A 23467-nucleotide genomic window follows, 5' to 3' on the forward strand; every position below is an offset into this window, starting at 1 on the left:
CCATGCGTAAACCTGATCTGCCGGAACGGCTTTATCTCGATTTTGACAGTTTTTTTGCCAGTGCCGAGCAGCAGATGAATCCTGCTTTGCAGGGCAGGCCGGTGGGCGTTGTGCCTCATGCCAGCGAATTTACCGGCCTGATCGCGGCTAGCAAAGAGGCCAAGAAACTTGGTCTGAAAACCGGCACATCGGTACGTGAGGCACGGGCAATCTGTCCTGAGATTGCGATTGTGGAAGCGCGGCCGGATGAATATGTCAAACTACATCACAAAATACTGGATATTATTGATACGGTGCTGCCGATAGGCAGCGTGCGCTCCATTGATGAACTGGTTTGCCGCTTGCTGCCGTCGGAGTCCCGACAGGCAGAGGCTTTGGGACTGGCGATTAAAGCGGCATTGCGTGAAAAGCTAGGCTCAGCACTGACCTGTTCTATAGGCGTTGCTCCCAATGAGCTACTGGCCAAGATCGCAGCGGAAATTGACAAGCCGGACGGGTTGGTGATTGTGCGGCCGGAAGATATTCCTCATCGCTTTCTGGAGCTGAAACTACGTGACCTTCCGGGCATTGCCGCCGGTGTGGAAGCACGCCTGCTGCGCTCCGGTATTACGACGGTTGAAGAGCTCTGGAAGATCAGCCCGAAACAAGGTCGGGCGATCTGGAATAGTGTTGAGGGGGAGCGTTTCATCGCTGGATTGCATGGCTATGCGGTGGAGAAACAGGAAACGCATCGCCGTATGTTTGGCCATGGTCGTGTGCTGCCACGGGACTGGCGTCAGCCCGATAAAATTCTGCAATGCGCGCGGCTGCTCTGTATGAGTGCCTCGCGCCGTTTGCGTAAAGAACATTATCGCGCCGGTGCTCTGGTCTATGGCTGGCGGATCAAGGGGCAGGAATCCGTCTCGGTTGAAGGTGTGTTCCCGCCGTCACGGGACGATCATTGTTTTCTCACCTGTCTCTCACAGTTGCACAGGCGACTGCTCATGCACCCTTCGTTTCGCAAGGCTGATTTCCGGCAGGTCAAGAATGTGCATATTTATCTGCATCATCTGTCCGGTGAGGTGGTCGACAGTCACGACTTGTTTGATGAGCCGCAAGACAAGCAGCGTCAGCAGCGCTGGGAACAGGTTTCAGATACGCTTGACCGCGTGCGCAAACAATTCGGTTCGGATGTTCTGAGCCTCGGACCATCTATTGCCCCCGGCTCTTATATCGGCGGTAAAATCGCTTTTGGCCGCATTCCTGATCTGGATGATTATTGAGCGTTATTGAAGTTTGAAATAGCTCAAATACCCATTGCGGTTGGTATTCAAGGAAGAGAATAACCAAGGCGATTTATTGGCTGATATGTCCTGCTATCAGACACCGTGCGCATTCCCAAAAGTGGAAAGCGTCTACACTTGGAAATCAGGTTGCCAGACTGAGTTCTTGTCTTGTTTTTCATTGAGAAAAATACGGATAAAATAATAGAGCATTTCTTCTGTTTCAGAACGAACCGGAAATGTTCCATAAAAAAAGCCGGTGTTGTCACCGGCTTTTTCATTTCATTAAATATCCAGCTCCTGAACGAATTCAGCATTTTCCTGAATGAAGCGGAAGCGAGCTTCCGGCTTGGTGCCCATCAGGTCATCTACCGTAGATTTGGTCGAACCGTTTTCATCTTCCACCAGATCCACGCGCAGCAAAGTACGTTTCTTCGGATCCATGGTCGTTTCTTTAAGCTGGTCGGCACGCATTTCGCCAAGACCCTTAAAGCGGCCGATTTCGATCTTGCCTTTGCCGGTAAACACGGTGCGCATCAACTCATCTTTATGCGCATCATCGCGGGCATAGGCAACTTTGCCACCCTGACTAAGACGGTAAAGCGGTGGCACAGCGAGATAGAGATGCCCGCCGGTAATCAGCTGCGGCATTTCCTGATAGAAGAAAGTGATGAGTAGTGAAGCAATATGCGCACCATCGACGTCAGCATCGGTCATGATGATGATGCGGTCATAACGCAGATCATCTTCACGATAATTCTTGCGTGTGCCGCAACCGAGTGCCTGCACCAGATCACCGATCTGCTGGTTGGCTGTCAGCTTGTCACGGCCGGCACTGGCCACGTTGAGGATTTTACCGCGCAGCGGCAAGATCGCCTGATTGGTTCGGTTACGCGCTTGTTTTGCAGAGCCGCCCGCCGAGTCACCCTCAACGATGAATAATTCCGCACCGGCAGCCGAATTCTGCGAGCAGTCAGCCAGCTTGCCCGGCAGACGCAATTTTCGTGTTGCAGTCTTGCGGGTGGTTTCTTTTTCCTGACGGCGGCGCAGGCGCTCTTCCGCACGCTCAACCACCCAGTCGAGCAGTTTCGAGGCTTCCTGCGGCGAGGCTGCCAGCCAGTGATCGAACGGATCGCGGATCGCATTTTCCACGATGCGCTGCGCTTCAACTGTTGCCAGCTTGTCCTTGGTCTGACCGACAAATTCCGGTTCGCGAATGAAAACTGACATCATACCGGCGGCAGAAATCATCACGTCATCAGTGGTAATCACCGAAGCGCGTTTATTATTGGTCAGTTCCGCATAGGCCTTGAGACCGCGTGTAAGCGCCAGACGCAGACCCGCTTCATGCGTACCGCCTTCACCGGTCGGAATGGTGTTACAATAGGAATGGACGAAACTGTCGCCGCCATACCATGCAATCGCCCATTCAACGGCACCGTGACCGCCTTGTTTTTCAGTCTTGCCGGAGAAAATCTCTCTGGTGACCATAAATTCTTTGCCGAGCGAGGCGGCGAGGAAGTCCTTCAGACCACCCGGAAAATGGAAAACAGCTTTTTCCGGAATGCCTTTTTTTGGATCGAGCAAAGACGGGTCGCAAGACCAGCGAATTTCAACGCCGCCGAACAGATAGGCTTTTGAGCGTGCCATGCGGTAAAGGCGCTCAGGATCAAATTTCGCATTCTTACCGAAAATATCCGGATCGGGATGGAAGCGAACACGCGTACCACGGCGGTTATGCACTTCGCCCAGTTCTTCCAGATCGCCCAATGGCAGGCCGCGCGAAAAGCGCAGACGATAGAGACGACGGGCACGCGCCACTTCGACTTCCAGCAAGTCGGACAGTGCATTGACCACGGAAACACCAACGCCGTGCAGACCGCCGGAGGTTTCATAGGCCTTGCCGTCAAATTTACCACCCGCGTGAAGCTTGGTCATAATCACTTCAAGCGTGGATTTGCCCGGCACCTGCGGGTGGTTTTCAACCGGAATACCGCGGCCGTTATCGCTGACAGTCAGAAAGCCTTCAGCATCGAGATTAACATCAATGAAATTGGCGTGACCGGCAACAGCTTCGTCCATCGCATTGTCGATGACTTCGGCAAACAAATGGTGCAGTGCTTTTTCGTCGGTACCACCGATATACATGCCCGGACGTAAGCGTACCGGCTCCAGCCCTTCAAGAACACGAATGGCGGAGGCGTTATAATCGCTGCCATCGGAACTTGCCGGAGCAGAACGGAGTTCCGCGACAGGTGCAGAAGTCGGAGCGGGGCGAAGCTCTGCGACAGGTTTTGGAGCAGGTTCAACGACAGCAGGTTTCACGGCAGGAGCAGGGCGCAACTCTGCTGCTGGCTTTGCAACAGGTGCAGGCTCAAGAGGAGACGAAACAGTTTCGGCAACACTGACCGGAGATTCAGACTGTATCGCCTGACGTCCGCGTGCATTGCTGAGAATATTCGAAAAAAGATCGTCGCTATTATCCATGTGAAATGGCTGGCCTGTTCGTTCAAATAGATACGGAGCATTTTGCTGCTGAAAGAATGCTTCAGCTTCGCATAAATGCGGGAAAACAAAGTTACGAAACGGATTTTCTGTTTCAGGAAAACCGGAACCGCTTCGGAATTACGGAAAATCGAATCACAGATAGTTTGGCATGTTTATATCGCTAAAGCGATAAAGGTTCTCTTTACGTTCCTGTTTAAATGCCGGTAATCCTGACTTTTCCGCAGATTTATTTTGTTTGAACAATTATATCGGAATTGTCAAATCATGCTGGAACCAATCCGCGACAGCATAGCGGGCTCTGTGTCCTTATGGTGACGGTTTGGCACAATCAGACAAGGGGCGGGAGAGAGTGGTTGCTTAAACATATAAGCCGTGATGAGAACAGAGAATGAAATGAAGGCGGCTCTGCCGCAGGGGAATGAAAATGCAAGACCGGTTACAGCCGCATGTGCGCGGAATGATTACGATGATCTGTGCCATGCTTATTGTGCCGCTTATGGATGCAACCGGCAAATGGCTGGCAATGGAAGAGAATATTCCGCCTGCCACCATCAGCTTCATGCGTTTCTTTGTGCAGGGGCTGATTAGCTTAGGTGCAATTGTCCTGTTCAGTCGCGGACTTGGCCTTAAAACAGAGCATCTCTGGGGCAATCTGTTTCGTGGCTGTCTGCTTGCACTCGGCAGCCTGTGCTTTTTTACGGCGGTAAAATATATGCCGTTGGCCGATGCGCTGGCCGTGTTCTTTGTTGAACCGCTCATTCTCACAGTTCTTTCTATGATTTTTCTTAATGAGAAGGTGGGCTGGCGTCGTCTCAGTGCCGTGCTGGTTGGTCTGCTCGGAACCGTGATCGTGATTCAGCCAAGCTGGAGCGTGTTTGGCTGGGTATCGGTTCTGCCGATGATTTCAGCTTTTCTGTTTGCAGTTTATCTGGTGCTGAACCGTAAATTCGGCCTCAATGAGCGTCCCGTCGTCATGCAGCTTTATGCCGGTATCGGGGGCAGCATTATGGGGCTGGCTGTTATGATCTTCGGTGAGGCTGCGGCTATTCCCGATCTGCAATTTGTGTTGCCTACCTCGCTGTTCCCGTGGTTTATGCTGATCATGATCGGTGTCTTTGCAGCCAGCGGACATTTGCTGGTAGTGCAGGCATTTCAGCTGGCACCGGCATCTATTCTTGCGCCATTTCAATATGTCGAAATCGTTATGGCCGTGACCGTTGGGCTGATCTTCTTCGGTGATTTCCCAAGCCTGTCAAAATGGTTCGGCATCGCCATTATTATCGGTTCCGGTATTTATGTTTTCATCCGCGAGCAAAAGCGCAGTGCGGAAGCGGAGAAGGCAATGCTTTCCGCATGAGTGAAAAAAGTAAAGGCGGCTCAAAAGCCGCCTTTATCATTTTAAAACAACATGTTGTTTAATGTTTTTATTATTTCACATCGCCAAAAACATCATTGAAACTTTGCTTCAACGCCACATCCAGATCATCCATGGAGACCGGCAACCCCAGATCGACAAGACTGGTTACACCATGCTCGGCAATGCCGCAGGGAACAATGCCGCCGAAATTTTCAAGCTGCGGCTCTACATTGATGGAGATGCCGTGAAAGCTGACCCAGCGACGCAGACGAATACCGATTGCAGCAATCTTGTCTTCAGCCATTGAGCCATCGGCGAGGCGCGGTTTTTCAGGGCGCATAACCCAGACACCCACGCGGTCTTCGCGGCGCTCACCTTTGACATTAAAGCTGTTGAGCGTGCGGATGATCCATTCTTCGAGTGCTGCCACAAAGGCACGAATATCCTCGCGTCGCCGTTTCAGATCCAGCATAACATAGGCAACGCGCTGCCCCGGACCATGATAGGTAAACTCACCGCCGCGTCCTGTCTTGTAAACCGGGAAACGATCGGGGGACAGCAGGTCTTCTTCACGTGCACTGGTGCCTGCAGTATAAAGCGGCGGGTGTTCTATAAGCCATACCAGCTCATTGGCCGTACCGTCACGAATGGCTGCGACGCGGGCTTCCATAAACGCTTCAGCATCCGGATAGGTTGTGAGGCCGTCGGCAACCAGCCATTCAACAGGCGGAGAGCCGTCAGCAGCCTGAAAACGTGCAGATAGATCATTACGGTTTGTCGCAGGGCGACTCTGTGCAGGGGAATTTTCTGTCATAATGGCATTCAGGTAGAGATTACAGCTCAAAAAATCCAGATGGCAAATTGACCGCTTTTCTTTGAGAGGATCTACTCTGTACGCATCAGTTGTTGTGATGGCAGGTGCAACAACACTATCGCCATGCCGCTATGTTAAGTAACCAAATTACAGCAATGGAGCTCGGGGTGTTGCACAAGGCTTTATTCTGTATCCTTTAGCCAATAGTGCTCACGAATATTTTGAGCGTTTTTAATCACGAATTCTGCAGTTTGAGGGTCTCCGCCTTCAAATGTCTCAGGATTAGCTCCACACAGAAGTGCGAATAACTGCTGATGCGCTAAGGCGACATAATAATCCTGTGGCGGCGCATCTTCATCGATTCCGGCCGCTTTTAATTCATTCGCCGTTTGTGCGTAGGTATCACTGAGAGATTTCTTGATCGCAAGCATCATCCTGCGCTCATTTTGTGTTTTGATGTCGGAGTATTTCTCTTCCATTGAAGGTGTCAGTGAGTTGCGTGTGCTCAAAGGGGTTTCCTTAGCTGAAAGTGCAATAGTGATAATCAAGTCATAAAATATGCGGGTGGTGAGATTGTGCCGCACCTTATCGATCACCAGTGCTTCGGTAAAGCGAGTCATTTTGCCCATAAAGGCTGTTGTCAGCGGCCTGTATCTGTGACGGTGTCAATGATCTGCTTATTGGTAATTATCGAGGAAACTTAGCACTCATGCATATGCAAAGGAGGGGTAAAGTATGTTTCTTTATAAGAAGCTATCTCAACTAATCTGACAAGATGAGGGGCTTGTTTTAAATTAGGAAGTAAAATCAATAGGTATTTTGAAATAGAAGTAAGGGGGAAACGCATTTAATAAGCTTCAATAGGTCTTTGCTATTGTTAGCTTTTTCTTCCTGATTGTAAGGAGAGAATGGTGCGGTCGAGAAGACTCGAACTTCCACGGGTTGCCCCACAGCGACCTCAACGCTGCGCGTCTACCAATTCCGCCACGACCGCACTGTGTGGTAGAAACCGAACTGCTTCGGTGAGGGCGATGTAGCAAATCACTATTGCAGTGACAAGCCAAATTATTCGTTTCATTGCATTTTTTTAAAAGTAATTCACAGAAGCCCGTTTTTCTCCCGCAAAACCGCGTTTTTATAATCCCTTCAATAGGATGAAGCGGGGCTATTTTCTTCACTGGGTAGTTGGTCCGCCATATTTTCCGGAATCAAACTGTCAAAAAACTGAAAAGATTCGTCTTTTGAGCCGGAATTTTTGATTCAAAAGATGACGCGTTGCAATCTTTCAATATTTTCCAGCTGTTTGCGGGTTTCCTGATAGCCGATATCAATAGTTTCAGCCGCGCGGTGAAACTCGGTCAGGCCGATATGGCCGATGCTTGGCATCAAAGCGATGTCCGGCGGATCGCCGGCCATACGGGCGCGCGAGATTCTGTCCTGTATAATATTGAAAGCGTCCATCATGACGCCGGTTATGCCCAAGCGCGATTCATGGCTTATGACACCTGCCTGAGCAGGGCTGATTGTGTCTTCCTGTCCGGCGCGTGCTGGACTTGTATATTTGACAACGGCTGCGCGGCCGAACTGGTCGTAGTTGAGATTGACGGCCAGAACCAATTGCTGCTCATAGGCGCGGCATACGGAAACCGGAACCGGATTGACCAATGCACCGTCCACAAGCAGCCGGTGGTCGTAACGGATAGGTTCAAAAACGCCCGGCAATGCATAAGAGGCGCGCATTGCCATAATAAGTGAGCCGGTGGAGAGCCAGATTTCGTGACCCGTACGTAATTCAGTGGCGACGGCCACATAAGGACAGGGCAAGTCATCAATATTCAATCCGTCGAGATGCTGGTGCAATTTGCGATCCAGTTTCATGCCGCCGAATAATCCGCTGCCACGAAATGTAATATCCATCAGGCTGAACATGCGTCTGCGTGTAAGGGAGCGTGCAAACTCTTCCAGCTCATCCAGTTTTCCTGCCAGATAGCAGCCGCCCACAAGTGCCCCTATTGAGGTGCCTGCTATCATAGATATTTTGATATTGGCTTCATTGAGTGCGCGTAATACGCCGATATGTGCCCATCCGCGTGCCGAACCGCCGCCTAAAGCAAGAGCAATTGGCTGGGGTGTTTTAAGAATAACAGGTTTGGGAATTTCCGCCTGAGCCGGTGCATTGGCAGCAGCAGTCGTGCGGCGGCGCGGTACCCATGAAAGCATGCAATATCTCCCGAATATACCTGTGTTTGCAACCAGAATACAGGAACAAGTATATTCAGACTATGGCTTTCATGCGATTGCAGTGCAAGGCAATTTATGCAGTTATAAATTGCAGAAAACGCATAAAACAATCTGAATTATGTAAGTTTAATGTAATTTTAATTATTATTAATTGTAAATTAAGTAATTATATTGAAGTTTATTTGTGTTTACTCTGACTTTGTAAATTAACGCAATAGTAACCATAAGTTTTTCTGAATATACATGTTGCAATATTGTTACAGCATTTTTGTCCGGTTGGTGTAAAACAAGATCAAGAAAGATTTTGAGGTTCTCCCATGTTTAATAAAGTCATCCTCGCTGCTTCCGCAGCTGTTCTGTTCTCCGGCACTGCAATGGCTGCAGACGCTATCGTTTACAACGAACCTGCACCAGCCGTTGAAGTGAATACCTTCAGCTGGGAAGGCGGTTATGTTGGTGCCAATGCCGGTTACGGTTTTGGTAAAATGAAAGAAGACGGCGTCAGCATCAAGCCACGTGGCTTTGTTGGTGGTGTGCAGGCTGGTTACAACTGGCAGTTCGACCAGATCGTTGCTGGTATCGAAGCTGACTTCCAGGGCTCGACCATGAAGAAATCCGTTGATTTCTACGATGCAGCCGGTGCTTACGAAGGTACTGTAAAGGGTAAAGTTCAGTGGTTCGGTACTGTTCGCGGTCGTCTGGGTGCAGACATTGCTGAGCGCACCATGCTCTACGGTACAGCCGGTCTTGCTTATGGTAAAGTGAAGATCGAGGGCTACGATGTTGTTGATGGTTATGAAAGCGCTTCCAAGACCCGCGCTGGCTGGACTGCAGGTGCCGGTGTAGAGCACGCCTTCACAGACAACGTAACTCTGAAGACAGAATATCTCTACACTGACCTGGGCAAAGTTAAGTTCAGCGACGGTGCAGATGTATCCAAAGTTAAAACCAACTTCCACACTGTGCGCGTTGGTGTAAACTACAAGTTCTGATAATCTGACGGGAGGTGAAGGACGCCTCTTATGTCTTCAAAATTTCTTTCGCCGGATTTGATATTTGGCGAAAGAACCGTCCTCCAGACAAAAAGCCCTGCGTAATTAATATTACGCAGGGCTTTTGTGTTTTGTGTCAATAAACAAACCTAATGGTTTGGTTTATTTATGTAAAATGACGTTATTACCTGAAATATCTACCGTGCGGTAAAAGCAGGAGTGACGATCTGTGTGGCATGTCGGGCCATTACCGGCAACTCTGACCTTGAGCCATAGGGCATCCTGATCGCAGTCTGTGCGCATTTCGATAACAGTCTGCAGATTGCCGGAAGTTTCGCCTTTCTTCCAAAGCGACTTGCGAGACCGCGACCAGTAATGGGCAATGCCGGTTTCCAGTGTCAGCCGCAGGGCTTCGCTGTTCATATGTGCAACCATCAGCAATTCACCATCATCCGCACTTGTCACAACTGCGGTTATCAGACCGGAACTGTCAAAGCGGGGCGCAAAGACAGCACCTTCTTCGGTGCTGTGCTTGTCGGTCTGTGCAGGGAAATCGGCAGGCAGCTTGGTCATGAACCGCTCCGCAGCATGGTCATGAACCGAACCTGATTGGCAACATCCTGCTCGAAAGCGCCTGTAAAGGTGGTCGTCAATGTGGTTGATCCCTGTTTGCGAATGCCGCGCATAGCCATGCACATATGTTCCGCTTCAATCAAGACAGCAACGCCGAGGGGCTTGAGAATATTCTGAATGCTGTGAGCAATCTGCGCAGTCATGCTTTCCTGTGTCTGCAGGCGATGGGCAAACATATCAACGACACGCGCAATTTTTGACAGGCCGACAACAGAGCCATTCGGCAGATAGCCGATATGTGCCTTGCCGATAATCGGCACCATATGGTGTTCGCAATGCGAGAAAAACTTGATGTCTTTGATGAGAACCATGTCTTTGTAGCCGGCAACTTCTTCAAAAACAGTGCCGAGCTCTTCTTCCGGAGACTGATGATAGCCGGAAAACAGTTCTTTATAGGCTTTTGCCACGCGTTTCGGGGTTTCAAGCAACCCTTCGCGCGACGGATCTTCTCCCATCCAGAGCAGCAATGTTTTTACAGCGGCCTCTGCTTCAGCCTTTGTCGGGCGTGCAACATTGCTGGTCTGTGAATCGGAAATGTGCTTGTTCATATCGAGCTCCCGTAGTCTCTCTCTGTGGAGAGACGAGTTAAACGGACACTGTTACGAAGCTTGCTCAGGCGGTAATCTTAGCTGTACCGCTGAAGGCTTGGCATTTATGTCGGGGCAGTTATCTGGCGTTTTGCAGAATACAGCCAAAGGCCTGCTCTGCCTGTTTGCATTGACTGTCGCGGAAATATCCGCAAAAGGCAAATGCCTGTCCTATATAAAGTATGTCGAAGATATTAAAAGAGCAAAGACAGCCGATTTATGTCGTATTTCGGTTGTGCTATTCTCTATAGCGGCTTGAAATGAAATATTTATATAGCCACTTATACAATCATGTCCGGCAATGCGCCGGAACATGCTGAAGGAGAAACCGGATGATCAATGATATGTATAATGCCCGGATTCTCGAATTTGCCGGTAACATTCCGCATATTGGTCGTCTTCAGTCTCCGGATGCAACTGCGAAGGCGCATTCCAAGCTTTGTGGTTCTACAGTGATTGTCGATCTCAAAGTCAGAGACGGTATTGTCGTGGATTTCGCGCATGAGGTAAAGGCCTGTGCTTTGGGGCAGGCGACCTCCTCGGTGATGGCACGTCATATTATTGGCTCCACAGAGTCCGAATTGCGCGAATTACAGGCACAAATGACTGCAATGCTGAAAGACAACGGCGCACCACCTGAAGGCCGCTTTGAAGATTTACGTTTTTTCGAGCCGGTTCGTGATTATAAAGCCCGTCATGCATCCACTTTACTGACATTTGATGCTGTTGTTGACTGTCTGGATCAGATTGCCGCAAAAGCTGCCGTGTAAGCGATATGTGCCCGCAGCCTGAAACCAAACCCCGCAAAAAATACAGCCGCAACTATCAGGGCGCATGGCGTAAAACACCGGATCGTTTGCTGGGAACAGGGTTTGTGCGGCTTTATCAGCTGACTTTATCGGGCTTTATCGGTAATTCCTGCCGCCATATGCCGACCTGTTCCGAATATGCCTATGAGGCTGTTGCCCGTTACGGTTTGTGGACCGGCGGTTGGATGGGCTTGTTTCGTATCATGCGTTGCGGGCCTTTTGGTACCTGCGGCATTGATCGTGTGCCGGAAGCGCTGGAGCCACACTATAAATGGTATTTTCCGTGGCGTTATTGGCACATTTCGGCTGCAAAACCCGATAATGACTAAGCTTTTACGGGGTAAAGGTTTATTTCCCCGTTTAGATTGATTATAGAGACGCTGCCGGTCGCATCTGCACTTCGTTTTGCAGGAGCCGGAAAGCTTTTATTTTGCTCTAAATAACCACCCGCAATCGTTGGCGGGACTGGATGAGGATGACAATGTCTGATCTTATTACTCTCGAATTTCCCGACGGCTCACAGCGCGAATATGATCCGGCCATGACCGGTCTGGCGCTTGCCGAATCCATCTCCAAATCACTGGCTAAAAAGTCTGTCGCCTATGCGGTTGACGGCACCGTGCGTGATTTGTCCGAGCCGCTTGGCGCATCAGGCAAAGTCGAGATTCTCACCCGTGAAGATCCGCGTGCGCTGGAGCTGATCCGTCACGACTGCGCCCACGTTCTGGCTGAAGCTGTGCAGGAGCTTTTCCCTGGCACGCAGGTCACAATCGGACCGGTTATCGAAAACGGCTTCTATTATGACTTCGCCCGCAATGAGCCTTTCACACCCGATGACCTGCCGGTTATCGAAAAGAAAATGCGTGAAATCATTGCCCGCAACAAGTCGTTCACACGCGAAGTCTGGACACGCGAAAAAGCCAAGCAGGTTTTCTCCGATAAAGGTGAATCCTATAAGGTTGAGCTGATTGACGCGATCCCTGAAGGTCAGGATCTGAAGATCTATTATCAGGGCGACTGGTTTGATCTTTGCCGTGGCCCGCATATGGCGTCCACAGGCCAGATCGGCAATGCGTTCAAGCTGATGAAAGTTGCCGGTGCTTATTGGCGCGGTGACAGCAACAATCCGATGCTGACCCGTATTTACGGTACAGCTTTCGCGAATGATGCTGATCTGCAGCAATATCTGACAATGCTGGAAGAAGCTGAAAAGCGCGACCATCGCCGCCTTGGCCGTGAAATGGATCTGTTCCATTTTCAGGAAGAAGGTCCGGGCGTTGTGTTCTGGCATTCCAAGGGCTGGCGCATGTTCCAGAGCCTTGTCAGCTATATGCGCCGTCGTCTCGACGATCATGGCTATCAGGAAGTCAACGCACCGCAGGTGCTGGATAAGTCTCTTTGGGAAACATCCGGTCACTGGGGCTGGTATAAAGACAACATGTTCAAGGTCACCACTGCCGGTGATGACACTGAGGATGACCGCGTTTTCGCGCTGAAACCGATGAACTGCCCGGGTCACGTGCAGATTTTCAAACATGGTTTGAAATCCTATCGCGATTTGCCGATCAAAATGGCGGAATTCGGTAATGTGCATCGCTATGAGCCATCCGGTGCACTGCATGGCCTGATGCGTGTTCGCGGCTTTACGCAGGATGATGCGCATATCTTCTGTACTGATGAGCAGATGGCGGATGAATGCCTGCGCATTAACGACCTGATCCTCTCGACTTATGCCGATTTCGGCTTCGATCAGATCACCGTCAAGCTCTCCACACGTCCTGAAAAGCGCGTGGGTGATGATGCGCTGTGGGATCGTGCGGAAAGCGTTATGGGCGAAGTGCTCAAGACAATCGAAGCCAATTCCGGCGGCCGCATCAAAACCGGCATTCTGCCTGGCGAGGGCGCGTTCTACGGTCCTAAGTTCGAATATACGCTGAAAGATGCGATCGGTCGTGAATGGCAGTGCGGTACAACGCAGGTTGACTTCAATCTGCCGGAACGCTTCGGTGCATTCTATATCGACAACAATTCCGAGAAGCAGCAGCCGGTAATGATCCACCGCGCTATCTGTGGCTCGATGGAGCGTTTCCTCGGTATTCTGATCGAGAACTTTGCCGGTCATATGCCGTTGTGGTTCGCACCAATTCAGGTTGTTGTGGCAACGATCACTTCGGAAGCGGATGAATATGGTCAGGAAGTTGCTAACTTGTGCAAAAAAGCAGGTTTGCAGGTAACAACTGACTTCCGCAACGAGAAGATCAACTACAAGGTGCGTGAGCACTCGCTGCAGAAAGTGCCGGTTATTCTGGTGCTTGGTAAGCGTGAAGCAGAAGAGCGTACAGTGAATGTACGTCGTCTCGGATCACGCGACCAGACACCTATGTCACTGGATGAAGCGCTGAGCTCATTGCTCGAAGAGGCAACACCGCCGGATCTTCGCCGCGCATAATCGATATAAAAAAGGCCGGAGCAATCCGGCCTTTTTGTTTATTGTTTAAAGCAGGTATCCATGCGCAGCACCCCGTTTTCACAATTCTGGAATAGTATATACTCAGGCTCGCTGCCTTTGATGTATCTTCTGCGGGTAGAAAAGCGGCAGCAATGGGTACGATTTTACGCATTGCCTGAAGGAAAGCGCTATCCTTCTAATGTTGCTGAGCAGCAGGAGGTTTTAGAGCGATTTAACAGCATTGCCTCTGCAATTTTCACTGATAATGAACCACTTTGGTTGGTGTCTGATACTGACATTGAAAAATCTGCAACCAGTAAAACTTTAAGATTTCTCAGGATGGGCTTTAAAAGTTCAGGTATAAAAACGTATTTTGACAATGATGGAGATAAGTGCAAATCCCGTTTTCTCTATAAACAAGATCATTGGAAAAGCGGCGCATTTGACGAGTTATTTTCTCTCATTCTTCATGGGAAAATATCAGGCATTTTGTTTGTAAATCAAAAAGCGCAGGTATTTTATGTTTATGACGGCGGAATGGATGTCATCCTGCCGGATAGTCTGCAACTCAATCACCTCAAAGAGCGGTTTGAACAATGGCGCTCACCGCTTTTAAGCGGACTTTAATTCAGCGGTGCAGCTTTAAAGCGATATTCGCCCTGACTGTCGATGTCGAAATAGTCACCGATCTGCGGATGACGCAGCGGTTCACCGCTTTCATCTTCTTCCAGATTTTGCTCGGAAACATAGGCTACGTAATCGGTTTCCTCATTCTCCGCCAGCACGTGATAAAACGGCTGCTCACGTTTCGGGCGTGAGGCTTCGGGAATGGACATGTACCATTCTTCCGTATTGGCGAATTCCGGATCAACATCGAAAATGATACCGCGAAACGGTAACAGGCGGTGACGCACCACCTGTCCGATCTGGAAACGTGCATATTTTACTTCAAAAGCACTCATTGTGATCCGTCGTGATGTGGCGTGACAGTTGGCAGTGTCGTCTTCTTATTCGCTGCGGAGAAAGATGGCAGCAGGGCTTTGAAGCCGCCACCGGGACGCAGCCCCTCACGCATGAAGAAAGCACGCAGCGGCGGCACAGCACGCAGGATTTCCAATCCTGTGCCGCGAATTATCTGCGCAGGCAGGAAGTCTGACAACAGCGTGCGGTTCAGCACATCGACCGAGCCGGTACGTGCCAGAATATCAGGTCGGCGACCGCTGTCATAGGCGCGGATAACGCGATCGGAACCGGCATCTTGCTTATCTTTGTTCAGGGCGCTGATCAGTGTTTCCACATCACGAGTGCCGAGGTTCAGGCCTTGTGCACCGATTGGCGGGAAAACATGCGCTGCTTCGCCGATCAGGATTGTGCGCTTGGCTGCAAATTTCAGCGGCACCAGACCGGAGAGCGGCCATGCCTGCTGTTTAGTGTCGACCGTAATTTGCCCGAGCATGGATTGCATTTTTGTTTCAATCTCTCGGGCAAGCTGTTCGCTGTCGAGCGCCATCAGCTTTTCAGCATAGCGCGGATTGGCAACCCAGACGAGACTGGAGCGATTGCCGGGTAGCGGCACCTGCGTGAAAGGACCATCCTCGGTGTGGAATTCGGTCGAAATATTCTGATGCGGTACTTTATGGCTAAACGAGCACACAACTGCCGTTTGCGGATAGCGCCAGCGGCGGGTTTGAATGCCCGCTGCATCACGCGCTAAGCTGTTGCGGCCGTCAGCTGCCACGACCAGTGGAGTGGTCACAACCTGTCCGTCGCTGAAAGTGACAGAAATATTGTCGCTATTGTGCTGATAGGCGGTGGCATTGCTGAAATTACGGGCAATACGCGGATGCGCAGTAACAGCTTCATGCAATGCACGGTTCAGCACCAGATTGGGAATATTATAGCCGAAAGCTTCTGTGCCGATTTCCGAAGCGCGGAATGTCACCGCAGGGCTGCGGATTAATCTGCGGGTGCCGTCAACAATACGCATGGAGGCGAGGGCGGCTGTATCCGGACGGATGGTTTGCCACACACCGAGACTGTCGAGATATTCAATAGCAGGCATCATCAGTGCTGTGGTGCGCCGGTCATCCTGATCGCTTACCGGACCCGCAAGCAGAATATCATAGCCCGCCTGCGCCATCGCCAGTGCCGCAATCATTCCCGCAGGGCCGCTGCCGCTCACAAGAATGCGCGCCGAAGTGAACTCTGATGAATGAACGGAGCCTGACATAATGCACCTCTTTGTTATCCGGTTTTTGACAATCAAACAGTCAAATCACCGGAATATCCTGCTAATTTTTAAAAACCATAAGCAGATTTGCCTGCTCATTCTTTTAGGCCATAAGTCGCCGTTACGACACTAAAAACATATGCTTAAAGCGGAGATAGTCACGAATAGCAGGTAACTTCTTTGGATGAGCGACATTTTGTCTGTTTTTCAAGTCAGCTTTTCTTGCACTTTTGGTGTTTTTCGACAAAAGCTGTCAGGACTGATAATTCATTAATTTTTTGTAACAGAATCGGCAAAGATCTTGAAAGCGAAACTGACAGACAAACTGAAAGCTAAAAAAGTCACTCTGCCTCAGGTCAGGGCTTTTTCTGTTCACCTGTTAACGGCTTCCGGCTCCTTTCTGGCTTTCTTGTCACTGGTTGCTGCCAGTGAAGAAAACTGGACTGCAATGTTTCTCTGGCTCGGGCTGGCACTTTTCGTCGATGGCATTGACGGGCCGATCGCCCGCAAGCTGGAAGTGAAATATGTGCTGCCAAACTGGTCGGGTGAACTTCTCGATAATATCATCGATTATGTCACTTATGTGCTGATCCCTGCATTTGCGCTTTATCAGAGCGGCTTCATGGGGCACGGCCTGTCGTTCCTGTCCGGCGCGATCATCGTTATCAGCAGTGCGATTTATTATGCTGATACCGGCATGAAGACCAAAGAAAACTTCTTCAAGGGTTTCCCTGTGGTCTGGAATATGGTGGTCTTCACCCTGTTCATCGTCGGTCCGGGTGAATGGACAGCTTTTGCGGTTGTTGTTGTCTCGGCGATCTTGTCATTCATGCCGCTGAACTTTCTGCATCCGGTGCGCGTGGTGCGTTTGCGTCCGCTTAATCTCACAGTGTTTCTACTGTGGTGCGTTTTCGGTGTGGCGGGTATTTTCTATCAGATGGATGCACCGCTCTGGGTGCGCATCGGTATCTCCGTCACCGGTATTTATCTCTACTGCATCGGTATCGTGATGCAGTTCCTGCCTAATCTTGGTCTTAAAACTACTGCGAAATAACAGGGAATTCTGACAATGATAAATGCAATTCTGATCCGTGAAACCGGTGGTGCCGATGTTCTGAAATATGAACAGGTCGAACTTGGGCAGCCTAAAGCAGGCGAGGCACGTATCCGCCATGAAGCGGTCGGATTGAATTTTATCGATGTCTATTTCCGCACCGGTCTTTATAAGGCGCCGCAATTGCCTTTCATTCCGGGGCAGGAGGGCGCAGGTACAGTCGTCGCTGTCGGTGAAGGCGTGACGAATGTGAAGGTCGGTGACCGTGTGGCCTATACAGGTGCTATGGGTTCTTATGCGGATGAACGGCTGATTGCTGCGGATCGTCTGGTTAAAGTGCCGGAGAATATGGATCTGCGCCTTGCCGCATCCATGATGCTGAAAGGCATGACAGCCTATTATCTGATTAATCTGACCTATAAGGTGCAGAAGGGCGATACGATCCTGATCCATGCCGCCGCCGGCGGTGTCGGGCAGATTGCCGGTCAGTGGGCGAAGCATCTTGGTGCAACGGTCATCGGCACTGCCGGATCGCAGGAGAAAATCGATCTCGCGCTGTCCCTCGGCTATGATCATGTTATCAATTACCGTGAAGATAATTTCGTCGAGAAGGTGAAGGAAATCACCGGCGGCAAAGGCCTGCCGGTGGTCTATGATAGTGTTGGCAAAGATACGTTCCCGGCATCACTGCAAGTTCTGCAACCGCGTGGCTTGTTCGTGAGCTATGGCAATGCATCGGGACCGGTGCCGCCATTTGAGCTGGCACTGCTCAATCAATATGGTTCGCTTTATGCAACCCGCCCGACGCTTGGCTCTTATATTGCTACAAGGGAAGAGCTGGAACGTGCGGCGCAGGCGCTGTTTGATGTGGTTGCCAGCGGCGCAGTCAAAATCAATGTCAATCAGACCTATGCATTGCGGGATGCAGCACAGGCGCAGCGTGATCTCGAAGCGCGCAAAACCACCGGTACAACGATACTGATCCCGTAAAATCATTTTCAGATTTGAAAAACAATATTCCGGCGAAATCTGATTTCGCCGGAATTTCTTTATGCATCTTGCAAAAAGTGTTCATAGAATTGTTATAAATTACTTTTCGGCTTTCCTATTTTTTTGACTGTGGCATAAGGTGGGCGGAAGAAATGTCTAGGGGACACATGACAGAACCTTCCGCAAAACCTCAACAATTACTGGCTGAGCAATTACTGGATGTACGGCGTTTAACCAAACAGTTTGGTGCGCTGAAAGCATGTGACCAGATTGATCTGACGATTGAACATGGCGAAATCCACGCGCTGCTGGGGGAAAACGGCGCAGGAAAATCCACGCTTGTCAAAATGTTGTTCGGCTCTTTGCAGCCACAGGACGGTGAGATTTTCTGGAAGGGACGCAAAGTCCGCATGAATAATCCGGCCTATGCCCGCAAGCTCGGCATTGGTATGGTTTTTCAGCATTTTTCCCTGTTTGACAGTCTGACAGCCGCAGAAAATATCGCGCTGTCACTGGATGCGGGCCTCTCCCTCAATGAAGTTGCGCAAAAAGCCTCGCAGATCGGTGAGACTTACGGCCTGCCGGTCGATACCAATGCGCTTGTCGGTGATTTGTCGGTCGGTGAGCGCCAGCGTATCGAAATTATCCGCTGCCTGTTGCAGGAGCCGCAGCTTATTATTCTCGACGAGCCGACATCAGTTTTGACCCCGCAGGAAGCGGACAAGCTGTTTATCACGCTTAATCGCCTGAAAAGCGAAGGCAAATCCATTCTCTATATCAGCCACCGGCTGGAAGAAGTGAAGCAGATTTGCGATCGCGCAACCGTGCTGCGCCACGGCAAAGGCGTATCCCATTGCACGCCTTCGCAGGAAACAGCGGCGTCACTTGCCCGTATGATGGTCGGTGAGGATGTGGCACTGGTTGAACGTCCGAAAGCTGAGTTGCAGTCAGCGGAACGAGCGACATTGCTGGAGATTGACGGGCTTTCACAGGCACCGCGCGGACCATTCTCAACCGCGTTGCGCGATATTTCCCTGAATGTCGCTGCCGGTGAGGTTGTGGGCATTGCCGGTGTTGCCGGTAACGGCCAGAGCGAGTTTTTTGAAGCTGTATCCGGCGAGTTGCGGCAGGATCAGGCATCAACCATCCGTATTCGCGGGCAGCAGGCAGGTCTCACCGGTATCACACAGCGCCGGATGCTGGGGGCAGGTTTTGTGCCGGAAGAACGTCTGGGACATGGCGCTGTGCCGGAACTGCCGCTGACGGATAATCTGTTTCTGTCGCGTTACCGTACCGATGCAAAAATGTTCCTGAAGGGCGGCTGGCTCAAAATCATCTCGCAATCTGCATTGTCCTCCGCTGCCAAGCGTATCAATGCGATGATGGATGTGCGCAAAAATGCGGAAAATCCGGTGGCCGGTGCGTTGTCCGGCGGCAATTTGCAGAAATTCATTATCGGTCGTGAGTTGGATCGCAACCCGTCTGTTCTTGTCGTCAATCAGCCGACATGGGGCGTGGATGCCGGTGCGGCCATGCGTATTCGTCAGGCTTTGGTGGATCTGTCACGTCAGGGCTCTGCGGTACTGGTCATCAGTCAGGACCTTGATGAACTATTTGAAATTTGTGACCGTATCGCAGTGATGCATCATGGTCAGTTATCCGAAGCCATGCCGCGCGATGTTGTAACGGCTGAAAAAATCGGCCTGATGATGGGCGGGGCAGTCTGATGCGTATTGAACTGATTAAAAGACCACAACCCTCACGTTGGTTCAGCGCAATTTCTCCGCTGTTAGCACTGGCGCTTGCAATGATTTGCGGCGCCATTTTGTTTGCGCTGATGGGAAAAGACCCGTTTGCTGCACTCCATGCGTTCTTCATTGAGCCGCTGCTGGATATGTGGTCGATCCATGAATTACTGGTCAAAGCTGCGCCGCTGATCCTGATCGCTGTCGGGCTTTCCGTCTGCTATTTGTCGAATAACTGGAATATCGGTGCCGAAGGTCAGCTGACCATGGGGGCGATTACCGGTTCGATCCTGCCGATATTATATCCGGATGTGCAGGGCTGGTATGTTCTGCCGCTGATGCTGCTGATGGGGATGGTTGGCGGTGCGCTTTATGGTGCGGTACCGGCGCTTTTAAAAACCCGTTTTAATGCCAATACGATCCTGACCAGCCTGATGCTGGTCTATGTGGCGCAGTTCTTTCTGGACTGGCTGGTGCGCGGGCCATGGCGCAATCCGGAAGGTAATAACTTCCCTGAAAGCCGTCAGTTTCATGAATATGCTGTGCTGCCGGAAATCTGGTCAGCTGCAGGGCGTGCGCATTGGGGCTTCATCTTCGCCATTATTGCTGCATTCCTGCTGTGGTTCATGCTGCACAGTACCCTGAAAGGTTTTCAAATCAAGGTTGTCGGGCAAAGCCCGCGTGCAGCGCGTTTCGCCGGTTTCAGTGCGGGCAAGATTACATTCTTTGCCTTTCTGGTCTCCGGTGCGCTGGCAGGTCTTGCCGGTATCAGCGAAGTATCCGGCGCTATCGGTCAGCTGCGTACGACAATCACACCGGGCTACGGTTTTACAGCGATTATTGTTGCCTTTCTCGGGCGGCTTAATCCGCTGGGTATTATTGCGGCCGGTCTGGTGCTGGCATTGTCCTATCTCGGCGGTGAGGCAGCACAGCTTTCTATCGGTATCTCAGAAAAATCCGCGCGCGTGTTTCAGGGGATGATCCTGTTTTTCGTTCTGGCCTGCGATACTTTCATTCACTACCGCATTCGTTTTGTCAGTCGCAGTCAGCATGATCTGCGCGGGGAGGCCTGAGCCATGGATATGACACAGGCAATTATGCTGACTATTGCAACAGCGGCCACGCCTCTGCTGATTGCCGCCATCGGCGAGCTGGTCGTTGAACGCTCCGGTGTGCTCAATCTCGGTGTTGAAGGCATGATGCTGATGGGCGCGGTCACCGGTTTCGGTATCGCTCATTTAACCGGCAATGCATGGCTTGGCATGATCGCAGCAATTTTTGCAGGGGCAGCCTGCGCATTGCTGTTCGGCTTTCTGACACTGACACTGGTCACCAATCAGGTGGCAACAGGTCTGGCTCTGACCATTCTCGGGCTGGGTGCATCGGCTGTGATCGGTGAGGGCTTTGTCGGTCTTCCGGGTGTGCGCCTTGGCGCGATCTATATTCCTTATCTGAGCGACATTCCGTTGATCGGTAAATTGCTGTTCGGACAAGACCCGATTTTCTATATTGCATTGCTGCTGGTTATTGGCGTGAGCTGGTTTTTGTTCCGCTCACGGGCAGGGCTTAAACTGCGCTCTATCGGCGACAATCACGGCTCCGCCCATGCGCTCGGTATCAATGTGGTGCGCACGCGTTATCTGGCTGTGATGTTCGGTGGTGCCTGTGCCGGTCTCGCCGGTGCGCAGCTCTCCCTCGTCTATGTGCCGCAATGGGTTGAGAATATGACGGCTGGACGTGGTTGGATTGCACTGGCTCTGGTGGTTTTTGCTTCATGGCGGCCTTGGCGTGTGCTGATCGGCGCCTATCTTTTTGGTGCAGTGACGATCGGTCAGCTCCATGCGCAGGCATTCGGCATCGGCCTGCCGCCGCAGCTGTTGTCGGCACTGCCATATCTGGCGACAATCATTGTGCTGGTGATCATTTCGCGTAACCGCCGCCTGACAATGATGAATACACCGGCATCGCTCGGTAAGCCATTTGTGCCGGATAGATAATCCGGCGGCCTATTTGTACCAGACCGCTGATACATAGTCGTTTTACAGTTTTTTGATTACGGACCTTAACAGGAGAACGGGGACAATGAAGAAAACGCTAACAATTCTTGCCACTGCGGCAACACTTGCCATGGCTGGCACAGCCATGGCTGAAGAAAAGCTGAAAGTCGGCTTTATCTATATCGGCCCTCCGGGTGATTTCGGCTGGACCTATCAGCATGATGAAGCCCGCAAAGAGCTGGAAAAAGAACTGGGTGATAAGATCACAACCAGCTATCTGGAAAGCGTGCCGGAAGGTGCCGATGCCGAGCGTTCGATTGAGCGTCTTGCCCGTGCAGGCAATAAGCTGATTTTCACGACATCTTTCGGCTATATGGATCCGACTATCAAAGTTGCGAAAAAATTTCCTGATGTGAAATTTGAACATGCAACCGGCTATAAGACAGCAGAAAACGTATCTGCCTATAATGCGCGCTTCTATGAAGGCCGTTATGTGCAGGGTCAGATCGCTGCCAAATTGTCGAAAAACGGTATGGCTGGCTTCATCGGTTCCGTGCCGGTGCCGGAAGTTGTGCAGGCTATCAACTCCTTCATGATCGGTGCGCAGTCCGTTAATCCGGATTTCAAGATCAAGATCATCTGGGCAAACTCATGGTTTGATCCGGGCAAAGAAGCAGATGCTGCCAAGGCGCTGATCGATCAGGGCGTTGACATTCTGACCCAGCATACAGATTCCACCGCACCAATTCAGGTTGCGGCAGAACGCGGTATCAAGGCATTCGGTCAGGCTTCGGACATGATCAAGTTCGGCCCTGAAACCCAGCTGACAGCGACAATCGACCATTGGTCGCCATATTATATCGAGCGCACCAAAGCTGTTCTCGATGGCACATGGAAGTCGCAGGACACATTCAACGGCATGAATACCGGTCTGGTTGCTATGGCGCCGCTGACCAATATGCCTGACGATGTGAAAGCAATGGCTGAAGAAACCATCAAGAAGCTGACCTCGGGTGAGCTGAAGCCGTTTACCGGTCCGCTGAAAAAGCAGGATGGTTCTGAATGGCTCAAAGCCGGTGAAACTGCCGATGATAAAGCGATCGTCAGCATGAACTTCTATGTTCAGGGCATTGATGACAAGCTGCCGCAATAAGCTGCTTGCATGAAGCAATGAAAAGGCTCCGCATTTGCGGAGCCTTTTTTGTATGGTTCAGGCGCGGTCAATACGACCGGAATAACAGCCGCGTCCTGCATTATGCGCATGAATATAGGCGGCGTTCTGATCGCTGAAGAGGCGTTCAATTGCCGCTTCAATATCCGTACCCTGCACAACTTCAGCTCCTATAATCATGCCTGTAGCATTATAGGCACGCAAAGACAGGAGCCGCGTGCGCATGACTGAGGGAACCTCGTTGATCCGGTCATAGGCTGCCACTGCATTCTCGCGTATATAAATCGCATGAGTTGCATAATAGGGTGTTTCTGCGCTTTGGCAGACATGGTTGAGCAGCAGCAGGCTTTCACCTATTTCAGCCTCACACATCTCAATGCGGTCAGGATAACCTCTGTCTTCAGCAAATACGCGTAGTGCACGATGCTGTTTCAGTTCATGATCGGATAAGCCAAATAGGTGGCGAAACGGCTCCGGTGAAAGCCCTGTGATACGAAAATCCATAGAGAGTCTCCTGTAAATAACAGGAGGATTAAATTGCAGATACAAAGCGGAAACACTGCAATTCTGCTTTTCAAATTTTTGATTTGTAAGATTGGTACGGCGCGTATCCGGCAATAAAAAAGGC

Annotated in this window: 22 protein-coding genes and 1 tRNA gene; 13 read left to right on the plus strand and 10 right to left on the minus strand. The window is 50.9% G+C overall.

Annotated elements, in window-relative coordinates; all coding sequences use genetic code 11:
* Positions 1 to 2 precede the first annotated feature (2 nt).
* Positions 3 to 1262 carry a Y-family DNA polymerase gene (locus KHQ09_RS08965; RefSeq protein WP_213597773.1) on the plus strand — a complete coding sequence of 420 codons (1260 nt, stop codon included), beginning with the start codon at positions 3 to 5 and terminating at the stop codon, positions 1260 to 1262.
* 285 nt (positions 1263 to 1547) lie between these two features.
* Here the strand turns inward: KHQ09_RS08965 and parE are convergent, their stop codons facing one another.
* The gene (gene parE, locus KHQ09_RS08970) at positions 1548 to 3749 is read right to left on the minus strand and encodes a DNA topoisomerase IV subunit B (protein WP_213597775.1); all 2202 of its coding nucleotides are present in this window, start codon (positions 3747 to 3749) and stop codon (positions 1548 to 1550) included.
* 445 nt (positions 3750 to 4194) lie between these two features.
* On the opposite strand from parE, the gene KHQ09_RS08975 reads away from it, so the two are divergent.
* Positions 4195 to 5127, plus strand: a complete 933-nt coding sequence (locus tag KHQ09_RS08975) for a DMT family transporter (RefSeq protein ID WP_075655794.1) — start codon at positions 4195 to 4197, stop codon at positions 5125 to 5127.
* Positions 5128 to 5197: 70 nt separating this feature from the next.
* Here KHQ09_RS08975 and lipB read toward each other — a convergent pair whose 3' ends face one another.
* The 4 genes from lipB to KHQ09_RS08995 all read right to left on the minus strand — a co-directional run bounded on the left by lipB (position 5198) and on the right by KHQ09_RS08995 (position 8161).
* Entirely contained in the window at positions 5198 to 5941 is a 744-nt protein-coding gene (lipB, locus tag KHQ09_RS08980) for a lipoyl(octanoyl) transferase LipB (RefSeq protein WP_213597777.1), read from the minus strand.
* A gap of 182 nt (positions 5942 to 6123) precedes the next feature.
* Positions 6124 to 6570 (minus strand): hypothetical protein, encoded by a 447-nt coding sequence (locus KHQ09_RS08985; protein ID WP_213600090.1) that lies wholly within the window; start codon positions 6568 to 6570, stop codon positions 6124 to 6126.
* A gap of 280 nt (positions 6571 to 6850) precedes the next feature.
* Positions 6851 to 6935, minus strand: a tRNA-Leu gene (locus KHQ09_RS08990).
* Between the two features lie 266 nt (positions 6936 to 7201).
* Positions 7202 to 8161: a patatin-like phospholipase family protein gene (locus KHQ09_RS08995; RefSeq protein ID WP_075655278.1), complete on the minus strand. Its 960-nt coding sequence runs from the start codon at positions 8159 to 8161 to the stop codon at positions 7202 to 7204.
* A gap of 338 nt (positions 8162 to 8499) precedes the next feature.
* Here KHQ09_RS08995 and KHQ09_RS09000 point away from each other — a divergent pair, with 338 nt between their 5' ends.
* Positions 8500 to 9174: an outer membrane protein gene (locus tag KHQ09_RS09000; RefSeq protein WP_238481599.1), complete on the plus strand. Its 675-nt coding sequence runs from the start codon at positions 8500 to 8502 to the stop codon at positions 9172 to 9174.
* A 162-nt stretch (positions 9175 to 9336) separates the two neighbouring features.
* Here KHQ09_RS09000 and hisI read toward each other — a convergent pair whose 3' ends face one another.
* Complete coding sequence (gene hisI / locus KHQ09_RS09005; RefSeq protein WP_022709988.1) at positions 9337 to 9747, minus strand: phosphoribosyl-AMP cyclohydrolase; 411 nt, start codon at positions 9745 to 9747, stop codon at positions 9337 to 9339.
* On the minus strand, positions 9744 to 10355 hold the full coding sequence (gene folE / locus KHQ09_RS09010) for a GTP cyclohydrolase I FolE (protein WP_116088007.1): 612 nt from the start codon (positions 10353 to 10355) through the stop codon (positions 9744 to 9746). The genes hisI and folE overlap by 4 nt, the downstream gene beginning before the upstream one ends.
* Before the next feature lie 371 nt (positions 10356 to 10726).
* On the opposite strand from folE, the gene KHQ09_RS09015 reads away from it, so the two are divergent.
* From KHQ09_RS09015 to KHQ09_RS09030, 4 genes are all read left to right on the plus strand, one after another.
* The gene (locus tag KHQ09_RS09015) at positions 10727 to 11164 is read left to right on the plus strand and encodes an iron-sulfur cluster assembly scaffold protein (protein WP_213597779.1); all 438 of its coding nucleotides are present in this window, start codon (positions 10727 to 10729) and stop codon (positions 11162 to 11164) included.
* Between the two features lie 5 nt (positions 11165 to 11169).
* The gene (yidD, locus tag KHQ09_RS09020; protein ID WP_213597781.1) at positions 11170 to 11532 is read left to right on the plus strand and encodes a membrane protein insertion efficiency factor YidD; all 363 of its coding nucleotides are present in this window, start codon (positions 11170 to 11172) and stop codon (positions 11530 to 11532) included.
* Positions 11533 to 11684: 152 nt separating this feature from the next.
* Positions 11685 to 13652, plus strand: coding sequence for a threonine--tRNA ligase (thrS, locus tag KHQ09_RS09025; RefSeq protein WP_213597783.1), 1968 nt, complete (start codon positions 11685 to 11687; stop codon positions 13650 to 13652).
* Positions 13653 to 13712: 60 nt separating this feature from the next.
* Complete coding sequence (locus KHQ09_RS09030) at positions 13713 to 14279, plus strand: DUF3885 domain-containing protein (RefSeq protein ID WP_213597785.1); 567 nt, start codon at positions 13713 to 13715, stop codon at positions 14277 to 14279.
* Here KHQ09_RS09030 and hspQ read toward each other — a convergent pair.
* Together hspQ and KHQ09_RS09040 are read right to left on the minus strand one after the other, a co-directional pair.
* On the minus strand, positions 14276 to 14614 hold the full coding sequence (gene hspQ / locus KHQ09_RS09035; protein ID WP_022712123.1) for a heat shock protein HspQ: 339 nt from the start codon (positions 14612 to 14614) through the stop codon (positions 14276 to 14278). The genes KHQ09_RS09030 and hspQ overlap by 4 nt on opposite strands.
* Positions 14611 to 15882: a UbiH/UbiF family hydroxylase gene (locus KHQ09_RS09040; RefSeq protein ID WP_213597787.1), complete on the minus strand. Its 1272-nt coding sequence runs from the start codon at positions 15880 to 15882 to the stop codon at positions 14611 to 14613. Before KHQ09_RS09040 ends, hspQ begins: the two co-directional genes overlap by 4 nt.
* Positions 15883 to 16183: 301 nt before the next feature.
* Between KHQ09_RS09040 and pcsA the strand changes: the two genes are divergently transcribed.
* The 6 genes from pcsA (at position 16184) to KHQ09_RS09070 (ending at position 22821) form a co-directional block, all read left to right on the plus strand.
* On the plus strand, positions 16184 to 16936 hold the full coding sequence (pcsA, locus tag KHQ09_RS09045) for a phosphatidylcholine synthase (protein ID WP_213597789.1): 753 nt from the start codon (positions 16184 to 16186) through the stop codon (positions 16934 to 16936).
* 15 nt (positions 16937 to 16951) lie between these two features.
* A complete protein-coding gene (locus tag KHQ09_RS09050; protein WP_213597791.1) occupies positions 16952 to 17926 on the plus strand; it encodes a quinone oxidoreductase family protein in 975 nt (324 codons plus the stop codon).
* A gap of 167 nt (positions 17927 to 18093) precedes the next feature.
* Complete coding sequence (locus KHQ09_RS09055) at positions 18094 to 19653, plus strand: ABC transporter ATP-binding protein (protein ID WP_213597793.1); 1560 nt, start codon at positions 18094 to 18096, stop codon at positions 19651 to 19653.
* Entirely contained in the window at positions 19653 to 20744 is a 1092-nt protein-coding gene (locus KHQ09_RS09060; RefSeq protein WP_075655256.1) for an ABC transporter permease, read from the plus strand. Before KHQ09_RS09055 ends, KHQ09_RS09060 begins: the two co-directional genes overlap by 1 nt.
* Before the next feature lie 3 nt (positions 20745 to 20747).
* A complete protein-coding gene (locus tag KHQ09_RS09065; protein WP_075655254.1) occupies positions 20748 to 21668 on the plus strand; it encodes an ABC transporter permease in 921 nt (306 codons plus the stop codon).
* An 85-nt stretch (positions 21669 to 21753) separates the two neighbouring features.
* On the plus strand, positions 21754 to 22821 hold the full coding sequence (locus KHQ09_RS09070) for a BMP family ABC transporter substrate-binding protein (protein WP_213597794.1): 1068 nt from the start codon (positions 21754 to 21756) through the stop codon (positions 22819 to 22821).
* A 57-nt stretch (positions 22822 to 22878) separates the two neighbouring features.
* Here the strand turns inward: KHQ09_RS09070 and KHQ09_RS09075 are convergent, their stop codons facing one another.
* The gene (locus KHQ09_RS09075; RefSeq protein WP_213597795.1) at positions 22879 to 23343 is read right to left on the minus strand and encodes a DUF1203 domain-containing protein; all 465 of its coding nucleotides are present in this window, start codon (positions 23341 to 23343) and stop codon (positions 22879 to 22881) included.
* Between the last annotated feature and the right edge of the window lie 124 nt (positions 23344 to 23467).

This window comes from Pseudochrobactrum algeriensis (assembly GCF_018436245.1).
Lineage (GTDB): Bacteria > Pseudomonadota > Alphaproteobacteria > Rhizobiales > Rhizobiaceae > Pseudochrobactrum > Pseudochrobactrum saccharolyticum.